This window comes from Inquilinus sp. 2KB_23 (assembly GCF_052115705.1).
Taxonomy (GTDB): domain Bacteria; phylum Pseudomonadota; class Alphaproteobacteria; order DSM-16000; family Inquilinaceae; genus Inquilinus; species Inquilinus ginsengisoli_A.
The window spans coordinates 365,984-388,417 of sequence record NZ_JBFRHF010000003.1; the positions used below are offsets into that span (position 1 = coordinate 365,984).

17 protein-coding genes and 1 pseudogene are annotated in these 22,434 nt (G+C 68.4%); 9 read left to right on the forward strand and 9 right to left on the reverse strand.

All coding sequences use genetic code 11. From position 1 onward, the window contains the following. Window positions 1–476 precede the first annotated feature (476 nt). Together AB4112_RS05840 and AB4112_RS05845 are read right to left on the reverse strand one after the other, a co-directional pair. Window positions 477–875 carry a hypothetical protein gene (locus AB4112_RS05840; protein ID WP_309796185.1) on the reverse strand — a complete coding sequence of 133 codons (399 nt, stop codon included), beginning with the start codon at window positions 873–875 and terminating at the stop codon, window positions 477–479. A 250-nt stretch (window positions 876–1,125) separates the two neighbouring features. Then, window positions 1,126–1,986: a hypothetical protein gene (locus tag AB4112_RS05845; RefSeq protein WP_309796187.1), complete on the reverse strand. Its 861-nt coding sequence runs from the start codon at window positions 1,984–1,986 to the stop codon at window positions 1,126–1,128. A 250-nt stretch (window positions 1,987–2,236) separates the two neighbouring features. Here AB4112_RS05845 and AB4112_RS05850 point away from each other — a divergent pair, with 250 nt between their 5' ends. Both AB4112_RS05850 and AB4112_RS05855 read left to right on the forward strand, forming a co-directional pair. Continuing rightward, on the forward strand, window positions 2,237–3,403 hold the full coding sequence (locus tag AB4112_RS05850; protein ID WP_309796189.1) for an arsenate reductase/protein-tyrosine-phosphatase family protein: 1,167 nt from the start codon (window positions 2,237–2,239) through the stop codon (window positions 3,401–3,403). 176 nt (window positions 3,404–3,579) lie between these two features. Then, a complete protein-coding gene (locus tag AB4112_RS05855; RefSeq protein ID WP_441717695.1) occupies window positions 3,580–6,156 on the forward strand; it encodes a beta strand repeat-containing protein in 2,577 nt (858 codons plus the stop codon). Between the two features lie 108 nt (window positions 6,157–6,264). Here the strand turns inward: AB4112_RS05855 and AB4112_RS05860 are convergent, their stop codons facing one another. The 5 genes from AB4112_RS05860 to AB4112_RS05880 form a co-directional block, all read right to left on the reverse strand. After that, window positions 6,265–8,259, reverse strand: a complete 1,995-nt coding sequence (locus AB4112_RS05860; protein WP_441717697.1) for a PhoX family protein — start codon at window positions 8,257–8,259, stop codon at window positions 6,265–6,267. Window positions 8,260–8,430: 171 nt separating this feature from the next. Next, window positions 8,431–10,689 (reverse strand): hypothetical protein, encoded by a 2,259-nt coding sequence (locus AB4112_RS05865; RefSeq protein WP_441717699.1) that lies wholly within the window; start codon window positions 10,687–10,689, stop codon window positions 8,431–8,433. Between the two features lie 207 nt (window positions 10,690–10,896). Then, window positions 10,897–11,295, reverse strand: coding sequence for a hypothetical protein (locus tag AB4112_RS05870; protein WP_441717701.1), 399 nt, complete (start codon window positions 11,293–11,295; stop codon window positions 10,897–10,899). Continuing rightward, a complete protein-coding gene (locus tag AB4112_RS05875; protein WP_441717703.1) occupies window positions 11,292–12,266 on the reverse strand; it encodes a threonine ammonia-lyase in 975 nt (324 codons plus the stop codon). The genes AB4112_RS05870 and AB4112_RS05875 overlap by 4 nt, the downstream gene beginning before the upstream one ends. A 215-nt stretch (window positions 12,267–12,481) precedes the next feature. Further along, window positions 12,482–14,398 carry a lytic transglycosylase domain-containing protein gene (locus tag AB4112_RS05880; protein WP_309796198.1) on the reverse strand — a complete coding sequence of 639 codons (1,917 nt, stop codon included), beginning with the start codon at window positions 14,396–14,398 and terminating at the stop codon, window positions 12,482–12,484. 135 nt (window positions 14,399–14,533) lie between these two features. On the opposite strand from AB4112_RS05880, the gene dapA reads away from it, so the two are divergent. Then, on the forward strand, window positions 14,534–15,409 hold the full coding sequence (gene dapA / locus AB4112_RS05885) for a 4-hydroxy-tetrahydrodipicolinate synthase (protein ID WP_441717705.1): 876 nt from the start codon (window positions 14,534–14,536) through the stop codon (window positions 15,407–15,409). 20 nt (window positions 15,410–15,429) lie between these two features. Further along, a complete protein-coding gene (gene smpB, locus AB4112_RS05890) occupies window positions 15,430–15,900 on the forward strand; it encodes an SsrA-binding protein SmpB (protein ID WP_309796201.1) in 471 nt (156 codons plus the stop codon). 44 nt (window positions 15,901–15,944) lie between these two features. Here smpB and AB4112_RS05895 read toward each other — a convergent pair whose 3' ends face one another. Beyond that, window positions 15,945–16,577, reverse strand: a complete 633-nt coding sequence (locus tag AB4112_RS05895) for a LabA-like NYN domain-containing protein (protein ID WP_309796203.1) — start codon at window positions 16,575–16,577, stop codon at window positions 15,945–15,947. 214 nt (window positions 16,578–16,791) lie between these two features. Here AB4112_RS05895 and rpoZ point away from each other — a divergent pair, with 214 nt between their 5' ends. The 5 genes from rpoZ to era all read left to right on the forward strand — a co-directional run bounded on the left by rpoZ (window position 16,792) and on the right by era (window position 22,069). Beyond that, on the forward strand, window positions 16,792–17,235 hold the full coding sequence (gene rpoZ / locus AB4112_RS05900; RefSeq protein ID WP_309796204.1) for a DNA-directed RNA polymerase subunit omega: 444 nt from the start codon (window positions 16,792–16,794) through the stop codon (window positions 17,233–17,235). Window positions 17,236–17,436: 201 nt separating this feature from the next. After that, entirely contained in the window at window positions 17,437–19,599 is a 2,163-nt protein-coding gene (locus AB4112_RS05905; RefSeq protein ID WP_441717709.1) for a RelA/SpoT family protein, read from the forward strand. Between the two features lie 84 nt (window positions 19,600–19,683). Beyond that, window positions 19,684–20,457 carry a signal peptidase I gene (gene lepB / locus AB4112_RS05910; protein ID WP_309796209.1) on the forward strand — a complete coding sequence of 258 codons (774 nt, stop codon included), beginning with the start codon at window positions 19,684–19,686 and terminating at the stop codon, window positions 20,455–20,457. Further along, window positions 20,409–21,170: a ribonuclease III gene (rnc, locus tag AB4112_RS05915; protein WP_309796210.1), complete on the forward strand. Its 762-nt coding sequence runs from the start codon at window positions 20,409–20,411 to the stop codon at window positions 21,168–21,170. Before lepB ends, rnc begins: the two co-directional genes overlap by 49 nt. Then, window positions 21,167–22,069, forward strand: a complete 903-nt coding sequence (gene era, locus AB4112_RS05920; protein ID WP_309796212.1) for a GTPase Era — start codon at window positions 21,167–21,169, stop codon at window positions 22,067–22,069. The genes rnc and era overlap by 4 nt, the downstream gene beginning before the upstream one ends. Before the next feature lie 152 nt (window positions 22,070–22,221). Here the strand turns inward: era and AB4112_RS05925 are convergent. Beyond that, a pseudogene (locus tag AB4112_RS05925) lies at window positions 22,222–22,434 on the reverse strand (IS4 family transposase); the annotation flags it as partial.

Sequence of the window (22,434 nt, forward strand, 5' to 3'; positions counted from 1 at the left end):
TGAGGCGAGGCTTGGCGCGTGTCCGGCATGGCGCGATCCCTGTGCGGCGGGTGCAATGCTGCACCCGCGTTACGCATCCATGTTGCGCTGCGAAGAGCTTGTCAATCGCTTTGGCGAAGAATTTCCTCCCGGAAACGGTGGAAACGAAGGTCGCGCCGGCATGTGGTCGCCCGCGCGCGGAATTCCGCGCCGCGGCCGAAACGGTTGAAATTCAATCGGTTGTCCGGAGGCCCAAAAAGAAGTGGCCCCGACGCGGGGGGAGCGCCGGGGCCGTTCTTCTAGCCTGAGACCGATCCGCTCGGAGGGGAGGGAGCGTCCGGTTCGGCTGACGGCGTATTCGATCCCATCGGAGGACCTTGGTGAGGGTGGGGGGGACACACCATCACCGCCGCCCTACTGATTTGGGAACGAACCCCGGATTGTCAAGCAATCGGATGACGGGAATCGCGGCGCGACGGACCGTCGCAGGCCGTTTGTCAATGGGCGTCGGCATGGTCCTGGGCGTGGGCGCGGTCGATCAGGTCGAAGCCGCGCTTCAGCGCGGCGCCGGCGCCGATGGCGCTGACCCCGAACAGGCCGAGCCCGACATGGTACAGCTCCGGCGACCCCGCCAGGAACAGGCCGACCAGCGCCAGGATGCCGAGCAGGAAGGTGACCATGAAGCAGGAGTCGGGCTGGGTCGGCAGGAAGGCCCGGGTCGGCAGGTGCTCGCGGGCGTCGAAATGCTGCTTGATCAGCAGCATGACGATGGCGACGCAGCCGACGAACAGGGCGATGCCGAGGACGTAGAGGTCGTTGCCCTGCGCCCGGGCGGCGCTGACCAGGCCGAGCAGGGCGATGATGGCGGCGGCCGCGGCCGCGTTCAGGCGTCTCATGATCCGTGATCCGATCGTCTCGCGAAATGCGATCCACTTTTAATGTGGTCCCGCGCCACCGCAAGGCGAACGGCACCGGAAGCGACAAAAAAGCCTCCGGGCGGGTCGGCCTTTCACGTGGCTCGCCTGGCGGCGCGGGAAGGGGGCGGGCCCGCACAGCGGGACTGGGTGAGGGGCCGGCACCGTTTCCCCAAACAGTTCCTCTTTCCTTGTGGGAGGGGGCAGGGCGGCCCTCTCCCTCCCTCGGCCGTCATCCCCGCGAAAGCGGGAATCTTTCGCCGGTTGGAGCGCGACGAGATCCCCGCTTTCGCGGGGATGACGAGGGGGGAAGAAACGGACGCGCACAGGCCTCTCCCCCTCCWGCAAGGGGGACAAGGAGGGTGCTGCCGGTCGAACGAATGAAATGAGCGGGTCCGCCGCGTCGGCTCAACTGCTGTCCGGCGGCTTCCGGACCCGGCGGGATCGGTGGGCCGGTCTCGTCCCGGTCGGCGGGGTTGATGGGGTCGGGCGCCGCAAGGGGCGGGTCGTCCAGTGCCTCGGGCAGCGGCTCGGCCGCCTCGTCCTCGGCGAAAACGTCGTCCCAGCCCTGCGGCAGCCGGCCCGGCTTGAGGCCGCGCCGCCGGCAGATGCGCCGCACGATCTCGTCGATCGGCAGGGTGTCGAGCTCGACGTCCGGCACCTCGGTCTCGGTCAGGCTCTCCCGCGGTGCGGCGTCGGCCTTGGCACCGGCCCGGGCCGGCTTCCCGGCTTGAAGCGCCTCGGCCACGGCGCGGGCGACCTGCGCCCGCCGCCGCTGCCCGCGCTCCTGGATCTCGACGGCGGCCTTCTCCGCCGCGTCCTTGCAGGCCCGGTAGGCCTCGCGGATGCGCTCGGTCATGGCGATGGTCAGGCGCGCGGCACGGGCGATGCGGGCCTGCGCCAGCGCGAAGTCGGTCACGGGCGGCTCGAACCGGTTCCCGGCCACGATGTGCTGGCCCTCGAGCCGGCGGGCGGTGCGCATGTCGATGTCGACCAGCTCGCGCAGGGTGCCTAGCGCCCACACCGTCCACTCCCGGTCGGGGTCGACCGGCGGGGTCTCGGCAGGGGCGTCGTCGATCGGCGCGTTGTCCATGGGACAAATCATGAACGAGCGGCCACAGTTAACGCAATGCACATTGTGTTAACTGTGGCCGGGCACGCGCTTTTGGATGAAGGGGCGCTTGCTTTTAGACGGACGCCCCTCCTTCCGATAGTCGCACCTCCGCAAGTGCTTGGCGTGATCGAGACGGCACCCTGGTCTAGAATCTGTTCATATGGAGAGCGTTGAGAGGCGAGCTGATGGGGCCCGGCTGGCTGGTCGGCCACCAGCCTAGGGGCCGATGATGACAGAGAAGACTTTTACCGTGCTGTTCCTGTCGCGTCGGAATTCGGCGCGAAGCGTTCTCGCGGAAGCGTTTTTGAACAAGGTGGGGAAGAGCCAATTCCGAGCATATAGCGCTGCCGTTGAGCCGGCGCCGGCGTTGGCTCCGCAAACGATCCAGCTATTGAAGCAAGCCGGGCTCTCGGCCGAAGGCCTTCGACCGAAGCACTTCCGCGAATTTGCGAAGCCCGGCGCCCAGCCGCTCGACTTTGTGTTCACGCTGAGCGACACCGCCGCCGGCGAGGCGCCGCCCGAATGGCCGGGGCAGCCGATCACAGCACATTGGAGCTCGCCAGATCCGGCGCTTGCGACCGGGGCCGAATGGGAGCGAATGCGGGCCTTTGTTCGCGTGCTCATCGAACTTGAACGCCGGATACGGATTTTCATGAGCCTTCCCCTTCCCAAGCTCGACCGGATGAGCCTTCAGACCCGCCTCAATGAGATCGGCAGCAGCCGTCCGTTGGACCCGGCGTGGCGCCTCGACTCTCAAAGCCCCGCTCTTGGGAAACGCTGGATTTCCACTGGGCGTTTGGCCACCGCGGCCTCCAATACGATCGCGAACCAGGAGGGTTCAGTCACCGCATCATCGACGAGCGACGGTCAGGTGTCGTCGCCGATCCGTTCTCCCGGCAAAGGCAAGTCGGGCAAGAAGGGAGACGGGACCAAGGCGATCCGCGTGCAATACGGCGCGCTACCATACCGTGTGCAGCCGGATGGCTCGGTCGAATTCCTTCTTGTGACCACGCGGCAGACACGGCGCTGGATCATTCCGAAGGGTTGGCCGATCAAGGGCATGAAGCCGGCGAAGTCGGCAGCACAGGAGGCCTATGAAGAGGCCGGTGTGCGCGGTGCCATCGAATCGGAACCGATCGGAAGCTACCTCTATGAGAAGGTGTTGGAGGAAGGCGTGAGCGTGCCTTGCGAGGTGAGCGTCTTTTCCTTGAGAGTCGAGCGAGAGCACAAATCATGGCCCGAACGCCGCGAGCGCGAAGTTCGATGGCTCGCCCCGGCCGAGACGCTTCTCCTGCTGGAGGAGCCAGGACTTCGAGACTTGATCTCGATATATCTCCAGAGGGTTACCGGAGCGGCGAGGCCAGCCGACGTCACAACTGCTTCAGGGGGATTCTGACCAGATCCCATGATCATCGGAGCGGACGGCAATCCGTCCAATCCGCCTATCTGGGTATGCGGAATATGTGCTAAATCCTGCCCATTCTTGTCTGCCTGGGCCAACCGGGCGCATTTCGAAGCTCGGACGCTCCCATGGGAATCGGCGGCGCCGATCAGACAGTGGGAGGACATTTCATGACCCAGACCCTCGACGGCACCGCCGGCAACGACATCCTCACCGGGACCGATCCGGGCGACGTCGCCAACCCCGACGGCATCGACATCATCAATGGCGGCGACGGGGCCGATTGGCTGATAGGCCTCGGCGGCGACGACATCATCGAGGGGGGCGCGGGCTCCGACAAAATGGAAGGCGGCGCCGGCTTCGATACGCTGAGCTACGCCCAGGCCGGCGGAAGCGTCACCGTGTATCTGAGCCTCGGGGGCCTGTCGGGCGAGGCCTCGGGCGACCAGATCAGCGGCTTCGAGGCCCTGATCGGCAGCGCCTTCAACGACCAGCTCGTCGGCGACGCCGGGGCCAATACGATCGATGGCGGCACCGGCAGCGACTTCATCGGGATCAGCGGTGGCGCCGATAAGATGGACGGCGGCGACGGCTCGGACTACGTCAACGGCACTACTGCGACCTCGGCCATCGACGTCAACCTGACCACCGGGGTCGGGCAGGGCTGGGCCGCAGGCTGCACCTTCTCCAGCTTCGAGGCGGTCCTGGGCTCGTTCTTCAACGACATCCTGACCGCCAACCTGAACCTCGGCACCATGCTGACTGGGGAAGGCGGCAACGACACGCTCAACGGCGCCAATGGGGACGACACTCTGGTCGGCGACATCGTTTTCAGCCAATTTGGCAGCGGCGGCACTGACACGCTGAACGGCGGGGCCGGCAACGACACGCTCACTGGTGGCGAGTTGGGCGACGTGCTGAATGGCGGCGCCGGAATCGACACCGCCGTCTATTCCTTATCCAGTGCGGCGGTGACCATCAACCTGGCGACCGGGGCCGCCTCCGGCGGCGATGCCGACGGCGACACGCTGACCAGTATCGAGAACGTCGCCGGCTCCGTCTTCAACGACGTGCTGGCCGGCAGCACCGCGGCCAACACGCTGGATGGCGGCGACGGCACCGACCAGGTGACCTATGCCGCGTCCGGCGCCGCGGTGAGCATCAACCTCACCACCAACGCCAACAACGGCGGCGACGCCCAGGGCGACACGCTGCTCGCTGTCGAGAACGTCACCGGCTCGGCTTTCGGCGACACCCTGATCGGCAGCACGGCGGTCAACGTGCTGGCCGGCGGCGACGGCAACGACGGGCTCGACGGCGGGGCCGGGGCCGACACGCTGGACGGCGGTGCCGGCAGCGACACGGCGACCTATGCCCAATCGAATGCGGCGGTCACCATCAACCTGATCTTCGGCGGGAACACCGGCGGCCATGCCCAGGGCGACGTGCTGCAGGGCATCGAAAACCTGGTCGGCTCGGCCTTTGGCGACACGCTGATCGGCGATTCCGGGGACAACGTCATCGACGGTGGCGCCGGCGACGACCAGATCGTCGGCTATGACGGTGCCGACACCATCAACGGCGGCGCCGGCATCGACACGGTCTATTACTTCAACGCGGCGGTGATCGTGAACCTGGCCACCGGCAGCGGCACGGGCGGCGACGCCCAGGGCGACACCTACCAGAATGTCGAGAACGTCGTCGGCTCGGCCCTCGCCGACCGGCTGTACGGCGACGCCGTTGCCAATGCGCTGAGCGGCGAGGACGGCGACGACACGCTCCGCGGCGGCGCAGGGGCGGATGTGCTGGACGGCGGCCACGGCTCGGATTTCGCCAACTACCAGGGCTCGGCCGCGGCGGTGACGGTCGACCTGCTCAACCACAGCGCCTCGGGCGGCGATGCCCAGGGCGACACGCTGGCCAACATCGAGAATCTCTACGGCTCCAGCAACGACGACCATCTCAGCGGCGATGCCGGCCGCAACGTGATCGGCGGCGAGAGCGGCAACGACACCCTGGCCGGAAATGGTGGCGACGACGCCATGAACGGTGAGAACGGCAACGACAATCTCGATGGCGGCGATGGGGCCGACCGCCTTGTCGGCGGCGCCGGCACCGACACCATCCATGGTGGCGCGGGCATCGACTCGATCGATGCCGGGGCCGACAACGACATCGTCTTCGGCGATGCCGGCAATGACGGCGTCTATGGCGGGACCGGTGACGACCAGATCGACGGCGGCGACGGCAACGACGTGCTCGAAGGCGCGGTCGGGGATGACACCATCAACGGCGGCGGCCAAGCCGACATCCTCCTCGGCGGGGACGGCAACGACACGCTCCGCGGCGGAGACGCCAACGACCGCCTGGTCGGGGGCGCTGGCGACGACGTGATCACCGGCGGTGGCGGCAGCGAGCTGCTGCAGGGTGGTGCCGGCAACGACACCTTCACGTATCAGGTAATCGGCGACAGCACGGTGGCGGCGGCGGGCAAGGACGTGATCGTCGACTTCACCACCGGCGACAGGATCGACTTGTCGGCGATCGACGCCAACGGCGCCGCGGCCGGCGACGGCGCCTTCATCTTCGGCACCGGCGCCTTCACCAGGGTGGCCGGCGAACTGCGCGTGGTGACCATCGGCGGGGTGCAACTGGTCGCGGCCGATATCAATGGCGACCGGCAAATCGACTTCGCCATCAACGTCATCTCCGACCATGCGCTGACCGCGGCGGATTTCGCGCTGTAGCGGATCGGCGGGTCGAGCGCCATCGGCGCCTCGACCCGCTCGGTCCTATGCCTGGGGCTGGGTGTGACCTCTCCCGCGAGGCGGAAGGGGTCACACGCCATTGGGCAATCAGGCGCCGATCTTGCCGCCGCCCTGCTTGGTGATCACCACCACCGACGGCCGCGGCGGCACGCCGTCCTGGAAGTCCGGCCAGCGGGTCGACGGGTCGGCGAAGGTGCTGGGCCGGCCGAATTCCGGCCATTCCTTGCCGCCTTCGCCCGGATGCTGCACCGAGACGAAGAAGGTGGCGAGGTCCGGGGTGATCTTCGGGCCGCACATCTCGGCCCCGACCGGGACGCGGAAGAACAGCTTGCCGGTGCCGCGGGCCTCGCCCTCGGTCTCCAGCCCCCAGATGCCGTCGGCGCGGCCGCTGTATTTGTAGTTGTTGCCGTCAGTGGCGACCCACAGCCGGCCGTCGGCGTCGATCTCGCAATTGTCCGGCGACCCGAACCAGCCATTCTGGGTGGTGCCGGGGTGGAAGGTGGCGCCGACCGCGGCCACGCTGGGGTCGCCGCATTTCACCAGCAGGTCCCAGGACGCGGTGGTCGCGGCGTGGTCGCCATCGGTCGGCAGGATCTCGACGATGTGGCCGAACTTGTTCTCCGGCCGCGGGTTCACGGCGTCGACCTGCTCGGCCTTGCGCTTGTCGTTGTTGGTCAGGATGACATAGACCTTGCCGTTCACCGGGTTCGGCTGCACGTCCTCCGGCCGGTCCATCTTGGTGGCGCCCAGCAGGTCGCCGGCGCGGCGGGTCTCGATCAGCACGTCGGCCTGGCTCTTGAAGCCGTTGGCCTCGGTCAGCGGGCCCTGGCCGAACACCACCGGCATCCAGGCGACCTTGCCGTTGGCGTCGAACTTGGCGACGTACAGCGTGCCCTCGTCCAGCAGGTCCATGTTGGCCTTGCGGTCAGCCGGATTGAACTTGCCGGCGGTGACGAATTTGTAGAGGTAGTCGAAGCGCTGGTCGTCGCCCATGTAGAACACCACGCGGCCGTCCTTGGCCACGATGCTTTCGGCGCCCTCATGCTTGAAGCGGCCCAGGGCGGTGCGCTTCCTCGGGGTGGAGGTCGGGTCGGTCGGGTCGATCTCGACCACCCAACCGAAGCGGTTCGGCTCGTTCGGCTCCTTGACCAGGTCGAAGCGGTCGTGATGCAGGCTCCAGCCATACTCGGCCTCGCCCAGGCCGTAGCGCTTGTAGTTGCGCGCCTCCGGATGGTCGTCCTTCAGCTCGCCGCCGAAATAGCCGTTGAAGTTCTCCTCGGCATGCACCGTGGTGCCCCAGGGCGTGGTGCCGCCGGCGCAGTTGTTGATGGTGCCGATCACCTTGGTGCCGGTGGCGTCGGCCGAGGTCTTCAGTCGGTCGTGGCCGGCCGCCGGGCCGGTGACCAGGAACTCGGTCGACCGCGCGGTGATGCGGCGGCCATAGGGGCTGTCCGGCACCACGGCCCATTTGCCGTCGGCGCCGCGCTTGATCTCGATCACCGACTGGCCATGGGCGGCCATCTCGATGTCGATCTGCTCCTTGCTCTGCGCGCTCAGCTCGAACTCGCCCTTGGCGTCGGCCAGGCCGGGGAACATGATCGCGGCGTCGGTGTATTCGTGGTTCACCACCAGCAGGCCGTGGTCGCTGGTGGTCGACCCCAGCGGCAGCGGCACATAGCCGATGTAGTCGTTGTTGTAGCCGAACTGCTTTTCCTGGGCGTCCGCGGTCTGCTTCTGCACGTCGAAGGCGGGGGCGCCCTTGACCACCGGGTCGCCCCAGCGGATCAGGATGTCGGCGTCATAGCCCTGGGCGACATGGTGCTTGGTGTCGACCCCGGCCTGCAGCTCGTCGAAGGCGAAGCGCGAACCCGACGCCTGCGCCGGGCGGCTGGACAGCAGCGCCGCCGCCGGCCCTATCACCGCGCTGATCGCCGAGACGGCGAGGGCGCCGCGCAGCATGCCGCGCCGGCCGAAGCGGGCGTTGACGATGTCGCCCATGGTCGGGTTGGCGGAAGCGTTGCTGCTGCGGTCGTCCTGCTGTTCGTAGCGCTGGACGCGCGAAAGCGTGGAGTCGTGGTCCATCTCGGTCCTCTGGGCTGGCATGCCGTGGGCGGCGGGCTCGGATCGAGGCCGGACATTAACTATCTGTAATGTTGGATCTGTTGCAGTTGGATGACGGTTTGATGACGCCGGGTGGGGCGTCGGCCCGGACAGGCCGATGGGACTCGGCCGGCCCGGGCTTTGCTGTTGGCGCTATTCGCTGACCACGCAGGTCGGGCTGACCTTCACGATCAGCGGCAGGCTGGTGAACCCGGCGGTGCCGGTGGCGGTGGCCAGCTGCATCCGGCAGGTGTTGGTCGCCTGGTTGTGGGTCGCGGTCACTGTCACGCGGTTGCCGGCGGGCGGGTCCAGGACGACGTGGACGCCGTTGAGCGCCGGGGCCTCGTAGCTGCTCAGCCGGGTGCCGACGGCGGTCCACACCACGGCATATTGCTTGCCGTCACGCTGCACCGTGGTCACCGACACGGGGCCGTCGGTCCGGGTGGCCGCGAGCGGCGCCGCGGCGGTGGTGGAATCCACGTCCAGCAGGTGGACGCTGCTGGGGTTGGGGCCGGGCACCTGGACGTTCCACTCGCTCGACGCGAACCGCCCGACGGTGCAGGCGCCCTGCACCGGGTCGCAGCTGTCATCCACCGTGACCGGATGGACCGCGGTGGTGGCGGCACCGGCCAGCCGGCGGACCAGCAGCGCCGACCCGCCCACCACGGCGCGCGCCCGGTCGCCGCCGGAGGCGACGAAGGTGCCGAGCGAGCGGAAGCGCAGCAGCAGCGGATTCGGTGTCGCCGAATAGGCCGCCCTGGTCGCCAGGGCGTCGCGCACCAGCACCGAGGCGCCGGTCGTACCCGGCAGCAGCACGATCTCGCGCCGCGCCACGCCGACGATCGCCGAGGCGTTGTCCTGGAAGCGGAATTGCCCGGCATAGTCGCAGCGCGTCACCGCGACGCCCGTGCTGGGGCTGGACCGCGCCAGCAGGAACCGCGTCGACAGTCCCGCCGGCACGATATCAGGCGGATTCACCTCGCCCCAGCTGGCCTGGCTTGGCCGGTACTCCGGGTTGAAATGCGGCTGCGACATGGTCGGCGCGTTGCCGGTCAGCGTCGACTGAGACCCGTAGGGCGACGGGTCGACCAGCAGGTCGTCGGCGCCACGGGTCAGGGTGATGTTGCCGGCGTCGACATGCTGGTGGTTGCTGATGATGCCGCGGCACTGGCTGACCAGCCAGGTGCCGGTCGGGGCGAAGCTGGTGCGGGCATAGAAGTTGCCGGAGCCGGCGGCGAGATAGCTCACCGGCAGCGCGGCGCGGTTGATGGTCTGGGCCGGGGTCGTCTCGGCCGCGACCAGCGACTGGGTCAGGAGGGTGAAGTCGCCGTTGAGGGCCGGTGTCGGCAGGGCGAGCCGGGCGAGCTCTCCCTTGGCCTGGGCCTTGTCCGTCGTGGCGGCGGGGCCGGCGATCACGCCGTAGAGCGGCAGGGGGTCGGGCTCCAGCGTCGGCGCTTCGTTCTGGACGTCGCCGCCGATGAACGTCCGGTTGTTCGGCGTCAGGGCGTAGACTTGGCGGATCAGCACCGCATGCAGCCAGGATCCGATCCAGGGCTGCTGCACGCCCTGCTGGACCATGGCCCGGCCGGCCAGGGCGTAGGACGCCACGGAGAGCGGCCCGTACTCCCAGCCCTCGGCCCAGTCGCCGCCCAGCATCGGCCGGCGCGGGGCCTGGGCGGCGGCCATGATGTGGCCCCACATCTCGTTGGTGACGTAAGTCCACAGCGTCGTGCCGCTGCCGGCCGCTGCGGCGTCCATCTCGTCGGCATGGCCGATCGCCATCAGGGTCACCGCCAGCACGTGGCCGGCATGGTAGTTCGACCCGGTGTCGGCGCGTTCGAAACTGTCCGGGTCCATGTGGAAGGCAAGCCACTGCTTGAACCGGGTGGCGTACCGGGCCCGCAGGGTGGGGCTCAGGTCGTCGTGCAGCCAGTCGTAGCCGAGCGCGGTCCAGGCGACGTAGGTGCGCATCGAATAGCCGGCATCCTGCGCGGCGATGCCGAACGGCGTGGGCGACCCGCAGGTGTTCGGGTAGCACGGGCCGTCGCCGTCGCCGATAGTCTGGGCATCATCCAGCAGGGCCGTCCAGTACTTGATCGCGGTGTCGCGGTGCAGGGCCGATCTGGTGGTCTCATAGGCCACCAGGCAGGCATCGAGCGCCTCGACCCAGCGGAAGCCCTGGTACTGGCCGTCCGCGTAGTCTGCGGGGTCGAGCCTGGCGTCGTTGCATTTGGTGATCGCGCGGTTCACCGGGCTGTTGGGCACGGACTGGATCGCCTGCCAGCTGGCGACGATCTGCGGCGTCAGCCAGATGCGCGGATGCGGGCCGGATGGAACCGCCGCCAGGGCGGGCAGGCTGGTCGCGGTGAGAAACAGCAGGGCGCCCTGAAGAATTCGTCGAAATCTTGGCACAATTTCCTCCAGAGATCGGGAAATCGAAGTACTGGGAAAAACTTCTCTTCCGGATCCTGGCGTTATGCTTCAAACCGCCCCAAATTGCCATGCGTGGGGCGGTTGTTTCTTTGAGTACTCAAGCGGTGGTGTAGCGCCTCGATAGGACGCCTTGCCCAAGGATGGCGCTTCGATGTGGCGGGATTGTCCCGGCGCAGAAGGATTCGATCACGACGCCGTCGGTGCCAGCCCGGCCAGCGCCGCGGCGATGCCGCCATCGTCGCCGGCCAGCGGGCACAGCAGGGCGGGACGGCCGCCCAGCCGCGCCTCCACAGGACGGGCCGCGGCGATCATCCGGGCGAGGGCGGCCTCGGAATCGGGCCCGCCGAGCGGCGTCTCGGCCAGCGGGCGGTCGCCGGGATTGCCGCCCAGCGCCTCCTTCACCGCGGTGCCGGCCCACAGCACCAGCGGCGCCGGGCCGGCGAGGTCGAGCATCACCAGATGCGGCAGCATCGGCATGATCTCGATCGGGCTCAGCGCGTCGCGATGCGGCGGCCGGCCGCCGGCGGCGTGGCCGGCCCACCACGCCTCCAGCCGGTCGAAGAAGGGCGGGCGCCCGTCGGTCACAGAGTCGCCAGCGCGTCGCGGAAGGTGGCGGCGTCGACATTGCCGCCGGAGCACACGATGACGACGCTGCGGATGTCGTCGGGGATCCGGTTCTCCAGCGTCGCCGCCAGGCCGACGGCGCCGCCGGGCTCCAGCACCAGCTTCAGCGTCTCGAAGGCGACGGCCATGGCGCGCAGCACCGCGTCGTCGGGGGCGGTGACGCCGCCGGCCAGGGTCTCGCGGGCGATCGGGAAGGTGATCTGTCCCGGGGTGGGGGATTGCAGCGCGTCGCAGATCGACCGGGCGCCGGGATCGTTGGTCACGCGCTCGCCGGCGGCCAGCGACCGCCGCATGTCGTCCAGCGCCTCGGGCTCGGCGGCATAGATCCGCACCCCCGGCATCCGCGCCCGGATGGCGATGGAGACGCCGGAGACCAGGCCACCGCCGCTGCAGCTGGCCAGCACCGCATCCGGGCGCACGCCCAGCTCGGCGCATTGCTCGGCGATCTCCAGCCCGATGGTGCCCTGGCCGGCGATGATGCCGGGGTCATCATAGGGCCGCACCAGGGTGGCGCCGGTCTCGGCCACGATCTTCGCCGTCACCGCCTCGCGGTCCTCGCCGAAGCGGTCATAGGGCACCACCGTGGCGCCGTAGGATTCGGTGTTGCGCCGCTTGATCGCCGGGGCGTCGGCCGGCATCACGATGGTCGCCTTGATGCCGAACAGCCGGGCCGCCGCGGCCACGCCCTGGGCGTGGTTGCCGCTGGAGAAGGCGACCACGCCCTTGCCCCGGTCCGCCGCCGGGATCATCGCGATCCGGTTGTAGGCGCCGCGGAACTTGAACGACCCGGTGCGCTGCAGCGGCTCGGCCTTGATCAGCACCTCGCGCCCGGCGCGGGCGTCGAGCAGCGTCGACCGCAGCAGCGGGGTGCGGACGGCTTGGCCCTGCAGACGCCTGACGGCGGCTTCGATGTCGGCGATCGAGACGGTCATGGTTATTTCTCAGATAGATGGCGGGTGATCTTGAACTGATGCTTGAATTTAAGCGGCGACTGGGGCGTCACCTTTCCTGTCATGCCACGGCTTGACCGTGGCATCCAGGGGCGGCCAGAGCGGTTCTTGGTGGCCCCTGGATTGCCCGGTCAAGCCGGGCAATGACAGAAGAGGTGGGGCTGAGACCAGAGGCGGCGGGCGGGCGCTGTCGTCGATCACCGCAGCAGATCCGCTTCCAGCGACCCGGCCTTGGGAGGCTCGCCTAGTCGCAGGCGATAGACCTGGGTGTTCTCCAGCACGCGCTGGACGTAGCTGCGCGTCTCCGGGAACGGGATGGATTCGATCCAGTCCACCACCTGCTCGGGCGATTTCGATGGCGTCGGCGCCCAGCCGTCGACCCGGTTGAAGCCGGCATTGTAGGCGGCGATGGCCCGCGGCCAGCTGCCGTTGTAGCGCTGCACCAGGTCGGCGAGGTAGCGGCTGCCGAGGCGGAGGTTGTGCACCGGGTCGTCGCTGAGCATGCCGGTGGTGTGGTCGACGCCCAGCGCCTGGGCGACGTCGCGCGCCGTGCCGGGGCGCAGCTGCATCAGCCCGATCGCCCCGGCGCCGGAGACCGCGGTGGCGTTGAACTCGCTCTCCTGCCGCGCCAACCCCAGCACCAGCGCCGGCGGCAGGCCGCTGAGGTCGTCCGGCATGTCCACCAGCGGATAGGCGGCGTCGATCAGCCAGACGCCGTCGCGGGCCAGCGCCTTGGCGGCGCGGACCGCGACGAAGGGGTGCTTCAGCGACAGCGCCAGGGTGGCCAGCAGCCGGTTTTTCTCCGGCGTGTCGGCATCGAGCATCAGCTTGCGCAGGAACAGGTCGGCGCGGTCGCCCTGGCCGACGGCGTCGAGCAGCCGGGCGGCGCGGACCAGGTCGTTGCCGTCATAGGCGGCCATGGCCTGCGCGTTCGGCGTCGCCGCCACCGGCAGCGCCGCGATGCTGGGCTGGTCCAGCTGGTCGGCGGCGAGCTGGCCGTAGAAGGTCAGGGACTGCTTAGCCGCCAGCCGGTACCACTCCGCCGCCTTCTGCTTGTCGCCGACGGCGGCATGGGCGCGCCCGGCCCAGTAGGCGCCGCGGGCCAGGCTGATCGGCATGCTGACATCGGCGTACAGCTTCTCGAAATGGCCGACGGCATCGGCCGGCTTGTCGAGGAAGCGCAGCGCCAGCCAGCCGGCGAGAAAATCCTTGTCGGCGCGGTCGACCGGGTCGCTCTGCTCCCGCGCCGTGACCAACTGGTAGGCCTGTCGGTAGGACTGCTCGTCGAACAGGCGGCGGGCGATGATGTGCCGCTCCAGCCACCAGGCCCGGGCATGGGTGGTGGTGCGCGGCTGGCTGCCCAGCAGCTCGATCGTCCCGGCTTCGTCGTCGTTGCGGCGGCGCCAGCGGGTGCGCTCGTACAGGATGCCCTCATCCTGCTGCAGCTTCGCCGGCAGGGCGCGGACGGCGGCCGAGGCGTCCGGCGTGCGCGTCATCAGCTTCAGCCGGGCATCGGCCAGCTGCCGCCGGTCGCCGCTGACGCGGGGCAGCATGCGGCGCGCCTCGTCGGCCCGCTCGGCCCAGATCAGCGCATCGAGGCGGGCCCAATGGTCGTCGGGTTCCAGCAGGCTGCCGAAGCTGGTCAGGAACTGGGTCTCCTGTTCGGCGGTCAGTGTCAGGCCGCGCCAGGTGTTGCGCACCCACAGCTGGGCGCGGATCGGGTCGACCGTGCGCAGCGCGGTGCCGAAATGCAGCGTACCCTCGGGGGTCAGCGGCGCGAAGGCGTCGAACCAGGCCACCACAGCGTCGGGCGGCAGCCCCTCCGGCATCGCCCGCTCGGCCCGGCGGCGCAGCGCCTGGACGTTGGGCCAATCCGGATTGCGGACGATGAAGGCGGCCAGCTCCTGGAAGCCGGCGGTGCTGTCGGCGCGCGACAGGTCGGCCCAGGTCGCCAGCCGGCCGACCAGGGTCGTGCCCATCTGGCCTTCGACCGTCCGCACCACGTCCCAGGCGTTGCGGTCGACGGCGGAGAACAGGGCCTGCGCCGCCTTGATCTCGGCCGGGGTGGCGGGCTGGGCGAAGGCAGGCGGGGCGAGGGCGAGAAGCAATGCCACGGCGGCTGCCACAGCTGTCCGCGCGGCGGCTTTTGTAGCCGTCCGCACGGCGGCGCTTTGCGCCGTCCGCTTGCCGCTGCGGGCGGCAGACGCTATGAACAAGCGTCTCCCACCCCAACGCCACTGGAAGCCCCCATGTTCAAGGGATCGTTCGTCGCCCTGATTACGCCCTTCACCGACCACGGGGTGGACGAAAAAGCGTTCCAGAAATTCGTCGAGTGGCAGATCGGCGAAGGCACCCAAGGCGTCGTGCCGTGCGGCACCACGGGGGAGTCCCCGACGCTGAGCCATCCCGAGCACGAGCGGGTGATCGAGCTGTGCGTCGAGGTCGCCCGCGGCCGCATCCCGGTCATCGCCGGCACCGGCTCGAACTCGACCGAAGAGGCGATCTCGCTGACCCGGCATGCCAAGAAGGCGGGCGCGGATGCCGCGCTGGTGGTCACGCCCTACTACAACAAGCCGACGCAGGAAGGTCTCTACCAGCATTACAAGGCCATCCATGACGCGGTCGATCTGCCGATCGTGATCTACAACATCCCGGGCCGCAGCGTGATCGACATGTCGATCGACACGATGGCCCGCCTGGCCGAACTGCCGGGGATCGTCGGGGTCAAGGATTCGACCGCCGACCTGGCGCGGCCGCTGGCCACCCGGGTTCAGATCGGTCCCGAGTTCTGCCAGCTTTCGGGCGAAGATGCCACTGCCACGGGATTCCTGGCGCAGGGCGGCCATGGCTGCATCTCGGTCACTGCCAACATCGCGCCGCGGTTGTGCGCCGAGATGCACAATGCCTGGGCGGAGGGCGACCTGAAGCGCATGGAGGCGGCCCGCGACCGGCTGGCGCCGCTGCACCGGGCGCTGTTCCTGGAGACCAGCCCCGGCCCGGTGAAATACGGCGCCAAGCTGCTCGGGCTGGGCGGCGACAAGGTCCGGCTGCCGCTGGTGGTGCCGGGCGAGGCGACGCGGACGGCCGTGCGCGAGGCCATGGCCTTCGCCGGCCTGATCAACTGAGCAAGGACATCTAGAGGATCATGGCGCAGCCGAAAACCCCGGGCCGTGTGGTCGCCCAGAACCGGCGGGCGCGGCATGATTATTTCATCGACGAGAACGTCGAGGCCGGCATCGTGCTGGTCGGGACCGAGGTGAAGGCGTTGCGCGAGGGCCGCGGCAACCTGCAGGACGCCTATGCCGGCGAGATGCAGGGCGAGCTGTACCTGTTCAACGCCCACATCCCGGAATACGGGCCGGCCCAGCGCTTCAACCACGAGCTGAAACGGCCGCGCAAGCTGCTGGTGCGGCGGCGCGAGCGGGACAAGCTGCTGGGCAAGGTGAAGCGGGACGGCATGACGCTGATCCCGCTGTCGATCTATTTCAACGACCGCGGCATCGCGAAGATCGATCTCGGCCTCGCCCGCGGCAAGAAGGCGCATGACAAGCGCGAGACCATCAAGGCGCGGGACTGGCAGCGCGAGAAATCACGCGTTCTGCGCGACCGCGGCTAAGGCCGCAGGAGAGGGCCGGCTTCCTGGGAAGCCGGCCGCCTCGATCAGGCCGTACGGGCGTAGGCGCTGGCCTGGGGCGTCGCCTCGTCGCCATCGCCGTCTTCAGTCTCGGGCGCGGTCGCCGGTGCGGCCACGGTCCGGTTCGGCGCGTTCATCCGCTGGATGTGGGGCGACAGCTCCGCCAGCTCGACGAAATTGTCGGCCTGGCGGCGCAGCTCGTCCGACACCATCGGCGGGCTCGACTTGATGGTCGAGACCACGGTGACGCGCACCCCCTTGCGCTGGATCGCCTCGACCAACCGCTTGAAATCCCCGTCGCCGGAGAACAGCAGGATGTGGTCGGCGCGGTCTGCCATCTCCAGCGCGTCGATCGCGAGATCGATGTCGACATTGCCCTTGACGCGGCGTCGGCCCTGGCTGTCCGTGTACTCCCGCAACGGCTTGGTCACCATGCTGTAGCCGTTGTAATCCAGCCAGTCGATCAGCGGGCGGATCGGAGAATATTCCTGATCCTCGATCAAAGTCGTATAGTAGAAGGCCCGGATCAGGCGACCCTTCTTGGCGAAGAGGTCCAGCAGCCGCCGATAATCGATATCGAAACCCAGGGAGCGGGCGGCGCCATAGAGGTTGGCGCCATCGATGAATATAGCGAGACGTTCTTCCTTATAGAATATCATGTTCGTTCCTTCGGGCAGGGGACAGACGACAGATTTGGGTTCGCTACCGACTTTGCAAGGAGCGGTCAACGGTTTGCGACAAGGCTTGCGCATCCGTCGCATCTGCGCTACGTCGTCCGCCCTTCGGTATAACAAAGATGTGGCCCTTGCGTTGCATCCATCGTGTCACGATTCTATCGTTGTGACAGTTTTTCGCGTTAGGAGCGGCTAGCCCATGGCACGCGTCACCGTCGAGGATTGCGTCCTCAAGATCCCGAACCGGTTCGATCTGGTGCTGATGGCGGCCCAGCGGGCCCGCGACATCACCTCCGGCGCCGCCCTGACCCTCGACCGCGACGACGACAAGAACCCGGTCGTGGCGCTGCGCGAGATCGCCGACGAGACCGTGCCGCTGGAGAGCCTGAGCGAGGCCCTGGTCAAGGGCCACCAGAAGCTGGCGGAGATCGACGAGGCCGATGAGGAGATCATCGAGCTGATGGCCGGCGAGGAGGAGTGGCTCCAGGCCGGCGTCGCCCCGCAGCAGCCGGTGGCGGGCGTGGGCTCGGACGAGGAGTCGACCTTCGGCATCGAGGTCGCCGAGGACGAGACCGAGGCCGAGGAAACCGACGAGGACGGTCGCGGCGACCTGGAAATCGGCTCCACCGACGACGACATCTGATAGAGCGGAACGGCCCGGCATGGTGTCAGACCGCCTGTCGGGAGATCGTCGGATGCGGCATGACGGATCAGGCCGGACGCCCGCTGTGCGGGCGCCGGTCGAATTTGATCCACAACGCAGGGGATTGTGGTTCACTTTAGCCGGACGGGGGCAATCCGCCCGCCCGGGAGTGTCGTGCATGGATCGGTGGCGGGGCGTGGCATGATCCGCCAATACGAGCTGGTCGAGCGTGTCAAAGCCTACGATCCCTCGGCCGACGAGGACCTGATCAACCGCGCCTACGTCTATTCGATGAAGGCGCATGGCTCGCAGAAGCGGGCCTCGGGCGACCCTTACTTCGTGCACCCGATCGAGGTCGCCGGCATCCTGGCCGGCATGAAGCTCGACACCGGGTCGATCGTCACCGGCCTGCTGCACGACACGGTGGAAGACACCGGCGCGACCCTGACCGAACTCGAATCCCTGTTCGGCCGCGAGACGGCGCAGCTGGTCGACGGCGTCACCAAGCTGTCCAAGCTGGAACTGCAGAGCGACCAGTCGAAGCAGGCGGAGAATTTCCGCAAGCTGGTGCTGGCGATGTCGAAGGACATCCGCGTGCTGCTGGTCAAGCTGGCCGACCGGCTGCACAACATGCGCACCCTTGGCGCCTTCGCCGATGCCGAGAAGCGCCGCCGTATCGCCCGCGAGACGCTGGAGATCTACGCCCCGCTGGCCGAGCGCATCGGCATGCACGGCATGCAGGAGGAGCTGGAGGACCTGGCCTTCGCCCAGCTCCACGCCGATGCGCGCGAGAGCATCGTCCGCCGCCTGGCCCAGCTGCGCGAGGAGGGGCAGGACGTCGTCTCCAAGGTGCTGGCCGAACTGCGGCAGGGGCTGGAGGAGGGCGGGCTGAAGGCGACGGTGGTCGGCCGCGAGAAGCGCCCCTATTCGATCTGGCGCAAGATGCAGCGCAAGAACATGGCGTTCGAGCAGCTGGCCGACATCATGGCGTTCCGCATCGTGGTCGAGACCGAGGGCGACTGCTACCACGCGCTGGGCCTGATCCACAGCCGATACGCCTCGCTGCCCGGCCGCTTCAAGGACTACATCTCGACGCCGAAGCCGAACGGCTACCGCTCGCTGCACACCGCGGTGATCGGCCCGATGCGCCAGCGCATCGAGGTCCAGATCCGCACCCGCGACATGCAGGAGATCGCGGAGCTCGGCGTCGCCGCGCACTGGGCCTACAAGCAGGACGAGCGCAACCAGGACGGCACCCAGTACCGCTGGCTGCGCGACCTGCTCGACATCGTCGACCAGGCGCAGAAGCCCGAGGAGTTCCTCGAGCACACCAAGCTGGCGCTGTTCCAGGACCAGGTGTTCTGCTTCACGCCCAAGGGCGCCGTGATCGCGCTGCCGCAGGGGGCGACGCCGGTCGACTTCGCCTATGCCGTGCACAGCCAGATCGGCGACACCTGCGTCGGCGCCCGGGTCAACGGGCGGATGGTGACGCTGCGCCACCTGCTGCAGAACGGCGACCAGGTCGAGATCATCACCTCGAAGACCTCGACGCCGTCGCCGGAATGGGAACGCTTCGTCGCCACCGGCAAGGCGCGGGCCTGCATCCGGCGCTTCATCCGCGCCCAGCAGCATGACGAGCACGCCAAGCTCGGCCGCTCGATGCTGCAGGGCGTGTTCCGGCAGGAGGGCTACGACTTCTCCGACAAGGCGCTGGAAGGCGTCCTGAAGATCTTCAAGGCGGGCCAGGTCGACGACATCCTGGCCAATGTCGGCGCCGGCGTGCTGGGCACCCGCGACGTGTTCAACGCCGTCTTCCCCGGCCACCGCGCCCTGGTGCAGCAGGAGAAGGAGAAGTCGGGCAAGGTCGTGCCGCTGAACCGGGCGCGCAAGACCGCCCCGGGCGGCAACGGCGCCATCCCGATCCGCGGCCTGATCCCGAACCTGGCGGTGCACTACGCCCGCTGCTGCCACCCGATCCCGGGCGACCGCATCGTCGGCATCGTCACCACCGGCAAGGGCGTGACCATCCACACCATCGACTGCGACACGCTGGAAAGCTTCTACAACGCGCCGGAGCGCTGGCTCGACGTCAGCTGGGACGCCGGGGCCGAGGCCGCCGAGGACCATGTCGGCCGGATCCAGGTGACGATCAGCAACGAGCCGGGCAGCCTGGGCACGCTGACCACCGTGATCGGCAAGAACGGCGGCAACATCACCAACCTCAAGATCACCAGCCGCTCGGTCGACTTCTTCGAGATCCTGATCGACATCGACGTCAAGGACGTCAAGCACCTCACCAACATCATCGCGGCGCTGCGCGCCATGCCGGTGATCAGCGCGGTCGATCGTGCGCGCAGCCGCTGAGCCCCCCATCGCGCACGGGCTGCGACCCCGTCGCCGCGGGTGCGCGATTGATTTCCCCCTGTCGCCGGACCATACAAGGGCGCCATGACCCAGAACCAAAAGACGATCGAGATGTCGAAGAAGAAAAGCGGCGGATGGCTCGAAACCATCCTGACCGTGGTCTATGCCATCGCGATTGCCTTCGGCATCCGCACGGTCGCTTTCGAGCCGTTCAATATCCCCTCCGGCTCGATGATCCCGACCCTGCTGGTCGGCGACTACCTCTTCGTCTCGAAGTTCTCCTACGGCTACAGCGCCCAGACCATCGCCTTCGGCCTGCCGCTGTTCGACGGCCGCATTCTGGGCAGCCCGCCCCAGCGCGGCGATGTCGCCGTGTTCCGCCTGCCGCGGGACACCTCGGTCGACTTCGTCAAGCGCGTGATCGGCCTGCCGGGCGACCACATCCAGGTCACCGGCGGGCGCCTCTACATCAACGGCCAGCTGACCGACCGCCGCGAGATCGAGCCCTACGCGTCGACCAACCAGTACGGCCAGCGCGAGGTCCTGCACCAGTACATCGAGACGCTGCCCGGAACCAATGGCGGCGCGCCGGTCGAGCACAAGATCCTCGAGAAGTACGACAACGGCCCGTCCGACAACACCCCGGAATACGTCGTGCCGGCCGACCACTATTTCATGATGGGCGACAACCGCGACAACAGCGACGACAGCCGCGGCATCGTCGGCTACGTTCCGGTGGAGAATTTCGTCGGTCGCGCCGAGATCCTCTGGTTCAGCCTCGACGACGCCAGCTTCTGGCAGGTCTGGAAATGGCCGTTCGCACTCCGCTTCAGCCGCATGTTCACGGGGATCCACTGACGATCGCCGAGACGCCCGAAACGACGCAGGAGGGCGCTGATCTCGACGCGCTCGCCGGGCGCCTCGGCCACGTCTTCCGCGATCCGCTGCTGCTGGCCGAGGCGCTGACCCATCCCAGCGTCAGCGGTCACAAGCGGCGCCTGGCGCGCCACGGCTACGAGCGGCTGGAGTTCCTCGGCGACCGGGTGCTGGGCCTGGTCATCGCGGAGTGGCTGCTGGAGCGATTTCCCAAGGAGGACGAGGGCGGCATCGCCAAGCGCCACGTCGCCCTGGTGCGGCGTGAGGCGCTGTTCGAGGTCGCACAGGCGATCGGCCTCGGCCGCCACCTGACCCTGTCGCCGGGCGAGGACGTGGTCGGCCGCGAGAACCCGACCATCCTGGCCGATGCCTGCGAGGCCGTGATCGGCGCGCTGTACCGCGACGGCGGGCTGGCGGCCGCGGCCGGCTTCATCCGCGGCGCCTGGGACGGCTTCATCGGCCGCCACGCCCAGCCGCCGCAGGACCCCAAATCGGCGCTGCAGCAATGGGCGCTTGCCCGCGGCCTGAAGCTGCCGCGTTATGTCGAGGTGGCGCGCGGCGGCACCGACCACCAGCCGGTCTTCGAGATCCGGGTCGAAATCGAAGGCCAGCCCGCGGCCAGCGCCAGCGGATCATCGAAACGGGTGGCGGAGCGCGACGCGGCCGCCGCCCTACTGCAAAGGCTCTCCTCATGACCGAAGCGACGCGCTGCGGCTTCGTCGCCCTGATCGGCGCCCCGAATGCCGGGAAATCGACCCTGCTCAACACCCTGGTCGGCACCAAGGTGGCGATCGTCTCGCCCAAGGTGCAGACCACGCGCAGCCGGGTGCTCGGCATCCTGACCGAGGGCCAGGCCCAGGTCATCTTCGTCGACACCCCCGGCATCTTCAAGCCGAAGCGCCGCCTCGACCGCGCCATGGTCGCGGCCGCCTGGGCCGGCGCCGCCGAGGGCGACCTGGTGCTGCTGCTGGTCGACGCCTCGAAGAAAGGCGTGCGCGAGGAGACCCGCGGCATCATCGAGAAGCTGGCCCAGACCAAGCGCCAGGCGATCCTGATCCTGAACAAGATCGACGCGGTGCGGCGCGAGATCCTGCTGGCCCTGGCCGCGGAGCTCAACGCCTCGGGCGTCTTCACCGACACCTTCATGATCTCGGCCCTGACCGGCGACGGCGTCCAGGATCTCCGCACCTCCCTGGCCGAGCGCCTGCCGGAGGGGCCCTGGCTGTTCCCCGAAGACCAGGTCTCCGACATGCCGATGCGGCTGCTGGCCGCCGAGATCACCCGCGAGAAGCTGTTCATCCGCCTGCAGCAGGAGCTCCCCTACGCGGTCGCGGTCGAGACCGAGGATTGGGAGGAGCAGGCCGACGGCAGCGTCCGCATCGCCCAGGTGATCTACGTCCAGCGCCCGGGCCAGAAGGCGATCGTGCTCGGCCATGGCGGCCAGATGATCAAGGCCATCGGCACCGCCGCCCGGCTGGAGCTGGAGGAGATCACCGAGCAGCGGGTGCACCTCTCGCTGTTCGTCAAGGTGCGCGAGAACTGGCTCGACGATCCCGCCCGCTACAGCACCTGGGGCCTCGACTTTGATGCGTGAGGTGGCGTGGTCTGGATTTGGGCTATTCTTCCTTTGTCATTGCCCGGCTTGCCCTCGGATCAATTCCTAGGGGCGCAATCCAGGGGCCACGCTGAGCCGCTCTCGATGGCCCCTGGATCCTCGGGTCAAGCCCACAGCTGTCCGGTTTAGTTTCAGGCCCATAGGAGCATCAATTGGTCTGGATTGGAGACGAGGATAGGGTCGGGTTGGAGCAGGAGGTCGATGCGCCTGCGCTGCATGAGGTTGACGCGGACCAGACGGGCGAAGGCGAGCGGTGATTTGACCAAGCTTTGCGCCGCCTGGGCGAGCCGCAGCAGCAGGAAGGCGATCAGGGCGACGGCGATGTGGATGCGCACGGCATTCTC